Origin of the sequence: Chitinibacter sp. GC72 (assembly GCF_009760905.1) — a bacterium.
Taxonomy (GTDB): Bacteria; Pseudomonadota; Gammaproteobacteria; order Burkholderiales; family Chitinibacteraceae; genus Chitinibacter.
Map to the genome: position 1 here is coordinate 38,654 of NZ_VIRW01000023.1, position 10,301 is coordinate 48,954.

Genomic DNA, 10,301 nt, shown 5'->3' on the forward strand with positions numbered 1-10,301 from the left:
TCATATTGCGCCCAACGGCGCATTGCGATCATGCGCCGCCTACTATTGCTCTCTGCTGTTTTGCTAACAGCCTGTGCCACGCCACAGAATAATTATGATCCGCTCGAGAACGTCAACCGATCGGTCTACAAATTCAATACGGCGCTGGACGATGCCGTGGTGCGCCCGGTTGCGGTGGCCTACAGCGACTACATCCCGTCGCCACTGCGCACAGCCGTCGGCAATTTTATGGGCAATATTGACGATCTGTTTGCCATCCCGGCCTCCATTCTGCAAGCCAAAGGAACTTCAGCGTCCAAAAGCACGGCCAGGGTGCTGCTCAACTCAACGTTTGGCCTGGTTGGCCTGCTCGATATCGCCAGCGAAGTTCCGATTGAAAAACAGGACGAAGATTTCGGCCAGATGTTAGGCGCCTGGGGTGTACCCAGCGGCCCGTATCTGATGGTGCCATTCTATGGCCCGCTGACATTGCGTGATTCAAGCGACAAGCTGGCTCGCTTGGCTTGGGGGCCAATCGACTATATCGACCCGCTGGCAGGCAAGGCGGCTTATTACAGTGTATTTATTACCGACACCCGCGCCAGCCTGCTGCCTTTTGATGCCACGATTGCCGAACAGATCGACCCATACGCTTTTGTTCGCGATACCTATCTGCAGCGCCGCTGGTTCAAAATCCACGACGGCAACCCGCCACACCCGTTGCCGCTGGGTGAACCAGAGAGCGAGCCAGTAGACGACGCAGGCAACGATGTTCCAGCCAAAGCAGTAGAACCTGTCAGCCAGACAGCCAGCGAAGTGGTCAGCAGCGCGGAGCAAGCCGCCCCCAGCCCAGACAATGCAGGGCAGAGCCAGTGAACGCCATTCAATTTAACGCCGTTGGCAAGGATTTCGGTGCATTCACCGCGCTCAAAGAAGTGAGTTTTGCTGTCGAACAAGGTGACTTTTTCGCCCTGCTCGGCCCCAACGGCGCGGGTAAAACCACACTGATTTCAATTCTGGCCGGATTAACCCGCGCCACACGTGGCACAACCAAGGTGATGGGGCTGGATGTACAGGCCGACTACCGCGCCGCCCGCCGCGCCGTTGGCATCGTACCGCAAGAGCTGGTGTTTGATCCCTTCTTTAATGTGCGCGAAGCGCTGGTATTTCAGTCCGGCTATTTCGGCATCAAGCACAATGATGGGTGGATTGATGAAATTTTGCACAATCTGGGGCTGACCGATAAAGCCCACACCAATATGCGTGCATTATCCGGGGGTATGAAGCGCCGCGTCATGGTGGCTCAGGCTTTGGTGCATAAACCCCCTGTCATTGTACTGGATGAGCCCACGGCGGGCGTCGATGTCGAGTTGCGCCAGACGCTATGGTCTTTTGTTAAAAGTCTGAATGAAAAAGGCCATACCATCGTACTGACGACGCATTATCTGGAAGAAGCCGAAACGCTGTGCAACCGGATTGCGATGCTCAAACGCGGCGAGCTGATTGCGCTCGAAGACAAAAATACGATGATGCAACGCGGCGCAGCACGCAGCGTGATCCTCAAGCTCAAACCTGCGCAATTGCCAGTAAGCTTGCAGCCGCTACTGATTGCGCAGCATGACAACCGCTTTGAGCTCAAACTGGCCGACATCAAAGAGCTGGATGCCATTCTGGCTGCACTGCGCGCCGAGCAAATCACGCTCAAAGATCTGGAAATCACCCAGCCGGATCTGGAAGAAATTTTCGTCCAGATGATGCACGCGTGAGTGAGGCCTGCCAAGTAAGTCGCTTGAGGCGTGCAGATTGTTTGCGTCACATATCAAAAATCAAAGCAATAATTAAGTATTTTACAGGAGCAGGCTGTCAGGACTGAAGGAATAGAGGTTTTCCACCTTACACCTTTCCCCTTACACCTCACACACCATGACCGGTTTTTACACTTTATTCCGCAAAGAAGTCCTGCGCTTCTGGCGCGTCGCCTTCCAGACGGTGGCCGCGCCTGTGCTCACCGCGCTGATGTATCTGCTGATTTTCGCCCATGTGCTAGATGCGCATGTGCAGCCCTATCCGGGCGTGCAATACACGGCGTTTCTGATTCCGGGTTTGATGATGATGAGCATGCTGCAAAACGCCTTTGCCAATACCAGCTCCAGCCTGATTCAATCCAAAATCACCGGCAATATTGTCTATATTCTGCTGCCGCCACTCTCGCATCTGGAGTTTTTTGGGGCGTACACGCTGGCAGGCGCGGCGCGGGGCTTTGTTGTTGGCGCCGGGGTATTGCTCGCTACACTAGTATTCTCAATACCACCATTCAAATACCCTCTATGGATCATCGTGTTTGGCTTGCTGGGCTGCAGCCTGATGGCGATTCTAGGCTTAATTGCCGGCATCTGGGCGGAAAAATTCGATCAATTGGCCGCTTTTCAAAACTTCCTGATCATGCCGCTGACCTTTCTGTCCGGCGTGTTTTACTCGATTCACAGCCTGCCGCCATTCTGGCAATCCGTGTCGCATTTCAACCCGGTTTTCTACATGATTGACGGTTTCCGCTATGGCTTTTTTGGCATCAGCGACGTCAATCCATGGCATTCGCTGGCGGTTGTCGGATTTACTTTGGCAATCCTCACCTTAATTAGCCTGAGCTTGATAAAATCGGGCTACAAAATTCGTCGCTGATGGCAAAATACAGCGAAATCAACACACAGCCGCTCGCGCAGCGGCCTCAAACCATCGCACCCAAGAGCAATAATGACGCCAGAACACGTACAAAGCCTGATTTCTCAGATCATCCCCTGTGAGCATATCGAAGTGGAAGGCGACGGCCACCACTTCTATGCCACCATCGTTTCGGCACAATTTGACGGGCTCAAATTGCTGGCCCGCCATCGAGTGATCAATGATGGCCTCAAATCCTATCTCGACTCGGGCGAGCTGCATGCGCTGTCGATGCGCGCGACGCTAACGCCAGCCGAATGGGCCGCACGCCAGCAATGAGCACGCGCGATCCCCGCTTTGACTTGGGAAGTATCGCCAAAAACAAAGCCATTATCGAGCAGGCCAAACTGGACGCCAATAAACGCGAAGCCAAGTCAGGCGGCCCTTTAATGGCCTTGGTCAACCTGCCCTGGCTGATTGCCGCAGGTGCGTGGGTCTGGTGGGAATATTTTCGTTAAGTACGTCAGATTTCGCGCGCGTTCTTGTCTTGCCTTGCGGGCAAGCACTAGTAAATCGACTTAAAGCCGTCTTGGGCGGCACATTTTTCGCATGAGCCTGTTAAGGTTCAAGCGCAGAGCAAAAGGCTAAATACAAATGGATAAACTCAGAATCATCGGTGGCAACCCAATCGCAGGCGAAATCACCATTTCTGGCGCCAAAAACGCCGCCTTGCCGATCTTGTGTGCGTCTTTGCTGACCGCCGATACCTTGCATCTGACCAATGTGCCACAGCTGGCCGACGTAAAAACCACGCAAAAATTGCTACAAGGCATGGGCATGCGCGTGATGACCGATAACGTCCACGAATACGAGCTGACCGCCAATAACATCACCAGCACCATCGCGCCGTACGAGCTGGTGAAAACCATGCGCGCGTCGATTCTGGTCTTGGGCCCGACGCTGGCGCGCTTTGGCGAAGCGCAAGTGTCATTACCTGGCGGTTGCGCAATTGGCGCGCGCCCGATTGATCAGCACATCAAAGGCCTGCAAGCGATGGGCGCCGAGATCGTCATCGAGCATGGCTATGTCAAAGCCACCGGCAAACTCAAAGGCTGCCGTTTCCGCTCGGACATGATCACCGTCACCGGCACTGAAAACCTGCTGATGGCCGCCACCTTGGCCGAAGGCACGACGATTCTGGAAAACGCCGCGCGCGAGCCTGAAGTGGTTGATCTGGCCGAATGCCTGATCAAAATGGGCGCGAAAATCAGCGGCCACGGCACTGACACGATCACGATTGAAGGCGTGAAAGAGTTGCACGGCGCGAGCCACGCGATTGTGGCCGACCGCATTGAAACCGGCACCTTCCTCGTTGCCGCCGCGGCTGCGCAAGGCAAGATTTTGCTGAAAAACACGCGTGCTGACATCCTGGGCGCAGTGCTCGATAAATTGACCGAAGCGGGTGCCTACATCGAAACCGGCGACACCTGGATTTCGCTGGATATGAAACAGCGCGCCAAAGCCGTTGATATTCGTACGCTGGAATACCCCGCTTTCCCGACCGATATGCAGGCGCAATTTACGCTGCTGAACTCGATTGCCGAGGGCACCGGTGTGATTACCGAAACCATATTTGAAAACCGCTTTATGCATGTGCCAGAGTTGGCGCGCATGGGCGCGAAGATCAAGGTCGACGGCCATAGCGCGATTGTCACCGGCGTAGAAAAGCTATCGGGCGCGACCGTGATGGCAACCGACTTGCGTGCTTCAGCTTCACTGGTGATCGCAGGCATGATCGCCGATGGCGAAACCATCGTTGATCGCATCTACCATCTGGACCGCGGCTACGAACATATCGAGACCAAACTGGCAGGCGTCGGCGTCAATATCGAACGGATACGCTAATGTTTATTTTAAATCCCAAACCCGCTTACCAAGAGCAGGACGATAAGCCCAAGCCCCCCAAAGAACATGAAAAATTCTTTGCCGTACTGGCGCATCTGGCGGGGCTATTCTGGCTGCCCATCGTACCTGCGCCGATTGTGGCGATTGCGCTACCATTTATCGTGCTGCAATTTGCCCGCGTACATTCGGATTTTGTCGAGCAACACGCGCGCGAAGCATGCAATTTCCAGATGCTGATGGGTTGTTTTTATATTGTCGCGCTCATCGCCACATCGCTGCTCAATACCACCTTCCTGCTGTGGTGGGTAGGAATCGGGGCTTCGCTATTTAGCATGTGGCAAGGCGGGCGGGCGATGAATGGCTGGCAGGCAAAGTACCCCGCCAAACTGAATATATTCAAATAGGCAATACTCAGATTGTGTGTTGATATGGCCAAATATTGTGATTTAACTATTGAAAAGCGATATTTGTAGGGTGGGTTTGGCGATTTTTTGCCGCGTACCCACCGTGACGCGATACAAACATGTGCAGCGCTACGGTGGGTACGCGGCCGAAAAGCCTTTGCGGCGTTGAGCAAGTGAGTGGCGGCCTAACCCACCCTACGGGTGATGAACACAGAATCTGAACATACCCTTCAAATAATAGGTATTGCCCTGTAGGGCAATACAGAAAAGACATACAGGCAGATACCCCATGATTACCATCGCCCTTTCCAAAGGACGTATTTTTGAAGAAACCCTTCCGCTACTGGCCGCCGCAGGCATCGTGCCCGCTGAAGCACCAGAGAGTACGCGCAAGCTGATCATTGGCACCAATCAGCCGGATGTGCAGCTGATTATCGTGCGTGCATCCGACGTACCGACTTATGTGCAATACGGCGCGGCGGATCTGGGCGTAGCGGGGAAAGATGTGCTGCTGGAACATGGCGGTCAGGGCCTGTATCAACCGCTCGATCTGGAAATCGCCAAATGCGCACTGATGGTGGCGACGCAAAACGGCTTTGATTACGAAGGCGCAGTTAAGCAAGGTGCACGGATGCGCATCGCGACCAAATACACCGAGCAGGCCAAAGAGCATTTCGCCGCCAAAGGCGTGCACGTTGATCTGATCAAGCTGTATGGCTCGATGGAACTGGCCCCGCTGGTGGGTCTGGCCGACGCGATTGTGGACTTGGTTTCGACCGGTGGTACGCTCAAAGCCAATAATCTGGTCGCCGTTGAGCATATTCGCGATATTTCCAGCCGTCTGGTGGTGAATCAATCGTCGCTCAAGCTCAAGCATGAACGCCTGCAGCCAATGATTGATGCCTTTGCAACGACAGTCGCCGCACGACTGGCCAAGGTCTAGCATGATTTTTCGCTTACTCGGTATCACGCTCGGGCTAGCCTTTCTGGCACTGAGCGTGGGGCAATGGCCGCAACTACGCGATAGCGCCAGACCGGCTCGGGCGATCATCGGCCAGCTCTGGCAGATCTTCATCGCGGGCAGCTTGCTGATTTATGGTCTGGGCGGCCAAAAACGGCTGGATCGCTACTTGCCATTTTTCCGGCCTAAATGGTGGAAGCGGCAAGAGCCTTAAGCTGTTAACCCAACAACGATTGCGAATAGCGCGTATGCTGTCCTAGCCAGCTGGCATTTCACCCACTAGGGGTACACCATGGCCAAAGGTCAGATACGCAGCAATAAAGAAGCAAAAAAACCCAAGCAAGAGAAAAAAACCACCATCCCCGCCTCCACATTTGGCAACGCAGCGGCGCAAGCCAGCTCGCAAATGAGTGAAGCGAAAAAACATAAGTAAGTGTGATTCTGCAGCAGCCACCTTCGGGTGGCTTTTTTACGGCTTTACATTATATATTTATATATATTATTATAAACGATATTGAAACCTGCAAAAGGCAGCTCGATGAGTTCCGTACAAAAATTACTGATTGTCGGTGGCGTGGCAGGCGGTGCTTCGGCGGCGGCACGCGCAAGACGCCTGAATGAAGCGGCGCAAATTATTGTGTTCGAGCGTGGCCCCTATGTGTCGTTTGCCAATTGCGGCCTGCCGTATCACCTGGGTGGCGAAATCGCCGAGCGCGAGTCACTGCTATTGCACACGCCTGAATCACTCACCGCTCGCTTCGGGCTGGATGTCCGCGTCAATAGCGAGGTGCTCAGCATTGATCGCCATGCCAAAACCGTGCGCGTTCACCATCGGCAGACCGGTGAAACCTATGAAGAAAACTATGACACGCTGATCCTCGCACCGGGCGCTGCGCCGATTCGCCCACCGCTGCCCGGGCTGGATAATCCTCGGGTGTTTACACTGCGCAACGTGCCTGATCTTGATCGGCTGATGAGCGCGATCAACAGCGAGGTGAAACACATTACCGTTGTCGGGGCAGGTTTTATCGGGCTGGAAACGGTTGAAGCGCTGCGCCATCGTGGCTTGGCCGCCAGCCTGATCGAGCGTGCGCCCCAAGTGCTCACGCCGCTCGATGCTGAAATGACCACGCCGCTGGCTAATACACTCACAGCGCATGGCGTTGAATTACTGCTGGGTGAAAGCCTGCACAGCATCGACGATGGCGAGCAGCTCACACTCAATCTGGCGTCCGGCCATCAACTGAAAACCGATCTGGTGGTACTGGCGATGGGCGTGAAACCGGAAAACCAACTGGCGCGCGAAGCCGGATTAGAGATCGGGCAAACAGGTGGGGTATTGGTCGATAGCCAGCAAAAAACCAGCGATGCAAGCATATACGCCGTGGGGGATGTCGTTGAAGTCCAGCATATTGTGAATGGTCAATCCATCTTGCTGCCACTGGCTGGCCCAGCCAATCGCCAGGGTCGCATTGCGGCCGACGCGATCTTTGGCCGCACAGCCAGCTATCGCGGCAGCCAAGGCACGGCGATTTGCAAAGTGTTTGATCTCACCGCCGCCAGCACTGGGCTGAACGAGCGCAGTCTGCAGGCCACGAATATGCCGTACCAGAAACTATATTTGCACGGCAACGATCACGCCAGCTATTACCCCGGCGCAACGATGATCAGCCTGAAAGTGCTATTCGATCCAGCCAGCGGCAAACTGCTCGGCGCGCAGGCGGTGGGCGAAAAAGGCGTGGATAAACGCATCGACATCCTGGCGGTGGCTTTGCAGGCGGGTATGAGCATCGATGATCTGGCCGAAATGGAACTGAGCTACGCGCCACCGTATGGCGCAGCCAAAGACCCGCTCAATCTGCTCGGCATGGCGGCGCAAAATCTGCAGTCGGGTTTACTGAGCCTGATCAACCCCGAACAACTGGTGAAGGAGCTAGGTGATGTGCAATTGATTGATGTGCGCGAAACAGAAGAAATCGCCAGCGGGCAGATTTCCGGCGCGCATCATATTCCACTGAGCCAATTACGCGAACTCAGTCATTTGCTCGACGCCAGCAAACCGGTGGTGGTGTACTGCATGGTCGGCCTGCGTGGCTACATTGCCCAGCGCCATTTGCAGCAACTCGGTTTTAACGTCCGCAGCTTGAATGGCGGCTTTAAAACCTGGCAAATGTGGCACAGCACCCTGACGAGCCCGCGCTAGACTTGGCGTGGCACAAATTGCCCCAGCGTTAACCACACCTTCTGAGCCTGCCAGCATTCAATCCAATCAGGGATGTCACTGGCAGGCATCGGCATGGCGATGCCATATCCTTGACTTAAATGACAGCCAATTTGCAGCAGCAAGGCACCATGCTCAAGGGTTTCTACTCCTTCGGCGATCACTGGGCGGTCAAAGGCATTCGCTATTCGCACCACGCCTTCGACAATATTCAAGTTATCAGCATCAGAGAGCATATTGCGCACAAATGACTGATCGATCTTGAGCACATCAATCGGCAAACGGCGGAAATAAGCCAGTGAAGAGTACCCCGTCCCAAAGTCATCCAAAGCAAAATGAACACCAATTGCCAGACATTGCTGCATAGCCTCGATAGCCTTAGGCAAATCATCCAGCGCTGTACTTTCCAGTATTTCCAGACCAAGATTACTCGGGGATATCTGCGGGTATTGATCAAGAACATACCGCAGCCGCTCACAAAATGCCGGATGCATAAAATGCATGGCCGCAATATTGACACTCACAGGCAAATGAACCGATTGATCTTGCCAAAGGCTCATCTGCCTGAGTGCTTCAGAAATAATCCATTCGCCAACCGGTATTTCAAGCTCACTTGCCAAAATATCATGCAGAAAGTCAGCCGGTAGCAAAAGGCCACGTTCCGGATGCTGCCAACGAATAAGCGCCTCCGCTCCCGTCACTGCGCCGGTGAGCAAATTCACTTGCGGCTGGTAATGGAGCACAAACTCATTACACTCTAAGGCTAGAGCCAGCCTTTGTATCGCAGCGTTCCGGGCCATGGCCAATAAATCCGCACGATGGTCATAAAACTTAAACCGATTTTTCCCTGATTGCTTGGCCAGATACATCGCCTGATCAGCATGACGAATCAATGCATCAGCACCAACATTGTCTTGCGGAAACAAAGTCACACCAACACTGGCAGAGATATGCACTTCAATATCACCGCAATGAGTCGGAATACAGACGGCAGCCAGCACTCGCGCCAGAATTTGTTCGCATTCTTCGGTGGATGCCAAATCACTCAGCAGCAATACAAACTCATCGCCCCCCAGCCGAGCCAAGGTGTCATCCACCCGCAGTACCTGTTGCAGGCGTTGCGTCACGCCAACCAATAATTGATCACCTGTGGCATGGCCATACAGATCATTAACCTGCTTAAAACCGTCCAAATCCAAGTAGCAAACCGCCATGGGGATATGGCGACGTTGCGAGCGCGCCACCGCTTGCTGCAAACGATCACTCAATAAGCGGCGATTGGGCATCCCGGTCAGCGGATCAAAATGGGCAATTTGATCCAGTTCTGCTTCATGACGCTTCAGAATGCTGATATCACTAAATACCCCGATGTAATTAATGACTGTGCCTATGTCATTTCGCACCGATGTGATTGACAGCATGATCGGATATTGCTCGCCATGTTTATTCCGGTTCCATAATTCACCTCGCCAAGCACCATGCTCGATCAAAACGGCATTAATCTCATGATGAAGCTGCCAGTTACTCGGATCGGCAGAAAAACGACGTGGCGAATGCCCCAATACCTCCAAGCGACTAAAGCCCGTAATTCGGGTAAATGCCGGATTCACTTCGATGATTTTTCGCTGTGCATCCGTAATAATGATGCCCTCAAAAGTGTGCTCGAATACACTGGCCGCCAGACGCAATCGCTCACGGTCCATATTGAGTTCTTCGCACTGCATTTCCAGCTCGATTTGATGAACCTGCAACTCATGGGTAAGCCGCAAAGCTTCATGTTCACTTAAATCAGAAGGAAGCTTCGTTTGACCTTGCTGAAGTCGAAACTCGGCAAGCTGGCGCAAACGATCAGCATCACAGGCAGGCACAGCGCGCAGTGTCATGGTATTACCTCACATAAGCGGCCAATTTAGCTTCCAATTGTTTTAAGTAATCACGCATAACTAATTTTAAATTTCGAACCGAAGCCGGATAAAAGGGTGTGGACTTCTTCGACCAATTTATCCTTGCTCCACGACTTGAAGCTACGCCAAAAATGCTTGGCGTGTTTCCACACGATCTCGATCAAATTGAGCTCAGGGCTATACGCTGGCAAGTACATCACCACAAAACGATGATCCACCAACCAACGATTGACCACCTCTTCATCAAAATGGTGATGCACTGTCGCGTT

General features: G+C 53.5%; 13 protein-coding genes. 11 read left to right on the plus strand and 2 right to left on the minus strand.

Annotation, left to right across the window (positions count from 1 at the left end; genetic code table 11):
- The first annotated feature begins 30 nt into the window (after window positions 1–30).
- The 11 genes from FLS37_RS14585 to FLS37_RS14630 all read left to right on the plus strand — a co-directional run bounded on the left by FLS37_RS14585 (window position 31) and on the right by FLS37_RS14630 (window position 8,110).
- Window positions 31–855, plus strand: a complete 825-nt coding sequence (locus FLS37_RS14585; protein WP_157670707.1) for a VacJ family lipoprotein — start codon at window positions 31–33, stop codon at window positions 853–855.
- Window positions 852–1,745 (plus strand): ABC transporter ATP-binding protein, encoded by an 894-nt coding sequence (locus FLS37_RS14590; protein ID WP_157670708.1) that lies wholly within the window; start codon window positions 852–854, stop codon window positions 1,743–1,745. Before FLS37_RS14585 ends, FLS37_RS14590 begins: the two co-directional genes overlap by 4 nt.
- Before the next feature lie 157 nt (window positions 1,746–1,902).
- A complete protein-coding gene (locus FLS37_RS14595; protein WP_157670709.1) occupies window positions 1,903–2,658 on the plus strand; it encodes an ABC transporter permease in 756 nt (251 codons plus the stop codon).
- Window positions 2,659–2,727: 69 nt separating this feature from the next.
- Complete coding sequence (locus FLS37_RS14600) at window positions 2,728–2,976, plus strand: BolA family protein (RefSeq protein WP_157670720.1); 249 nt, start codon at window positions 2,728–2,730, stop codon at window positions 2,974–2,976.
- Entirely contained in the window at window positions 2,973–3,155 is a 183-nt protein-coding gene (locus FLS37_RS14605) for a hypothetical protein (protein WP_157670710.1), read from the plus strand. The genes FLS37_RS14600 and FLS37_RS14605 overlap by 4 nt, the downstream gene beginning before the upstream one ends.
- Window positions 3,156–3,291: 136 nt before the next feature.
- Window positions 3,292–4,542, plus strand: a complete 1,251-nt coding sequence (murA, locus tag FLS37_RS14610) for a UDP-N-acetylglucosamine 1-carboxyvinyltransferase (RefSeq protein WP_157670711.1) — start codon at window positions 3,292–3,294, stop codon at window positions 4,540–4,542.
- Window positions 4,542–4,946: a DUF4870 domain-containing protein gene (locus FLS37_RS14615; protein WP_157670712.1), complete on the plus strand. Its 405-nt coding sequence runs from the start codon at window positions 4,542–4,544 to the stop codon at window positions 4,944–4,946. The genes murA and FLS37_RS14615 overlap by 1 nt, the downstream gene beginning before the upstream one ends.
- 289 nt (window positions 4,947–5,235) lie before the next feature.
- Window positions 5,236–5,889, plus strand: coding sequence for an ATP phosphoribosyltransferase (gene hisG, locus FLS37_RS14620; protein WP_157670713.1), 654 nt, complete (start codon window positions 5,236–5,238; stop codon window positions 5,887–5,889).
- A gap of 1 nt (window position 5,890) precedes the next feature.
- Complete coding sequence (locus tag FLS37_RS14625) at window positions 5,891–6,121, plus strand: hypothetical protein (RefSeq protein WP_157670714.1); 231 nt, start codon at window positions 5,891–5,893, stop codon at window positions 6,119–6,121.
- A gap of 78 nt (window positions 6,122–6,199) precedes the next feature.
- Window positions 6,200–6,340: a hypothetical protein gene (locus tag FLS37_RS16785; RefSeq protein WP_198314657.1), complete on the plus strand. Its 141-nt coding sequence runs from the start codon at window positions 6,200–6,202 to the stop codon at window positions 6,338–6,340.
- 105 nt (window positions 6,341–6,445) lie between these two features.
- Window positions 6,446–8,110 carry an FAD-dependent oxidoreductase gene (locus tag FLS37_RS14630; protein WP_157670715.1) on the plus strand — a complete coding sequence of 555 codons (1,665 nt, stop codon included), beginning with the start codon at window positions 6,446–6,448 and terminating at the stop codon, window positions 8,108–8,110.
- Here the strand turns inward: FLS37_RS14630 and FLS37_RS14635 are convergent.
- Together FLS37_RS14635 and FLS37_RS14640 are read right to left on the minus strand one after the other, a co-directional pair.
- Window positions 8,107–10,011 carry a bifunctional diguanylate cyclase/phosphodiesterase gene (locus FLS37_RS14635; protein WP_157670716.1) on the minus strand — a complete coding sequence of 635 codons (1,905 nt, stop codon included), beginning with the start codon at window positions 10,009–10,011 and terminating at the stop codon, window positions 8,107–8,109. The genes FLS37_RS14630 and FLS37_RS14635 overlap by 4 nt on opposite strands.
- A gap of 50 nt (window positions 10,012–10,061) precedes the next feature.
- Window positions 10,062–10,301: transposase (locus tag FLS37_RS14640; RefSeq protein ID WP_198314448.1), on the minus strand; the 240-nt coding region annotated here is incomplete at its 5' end.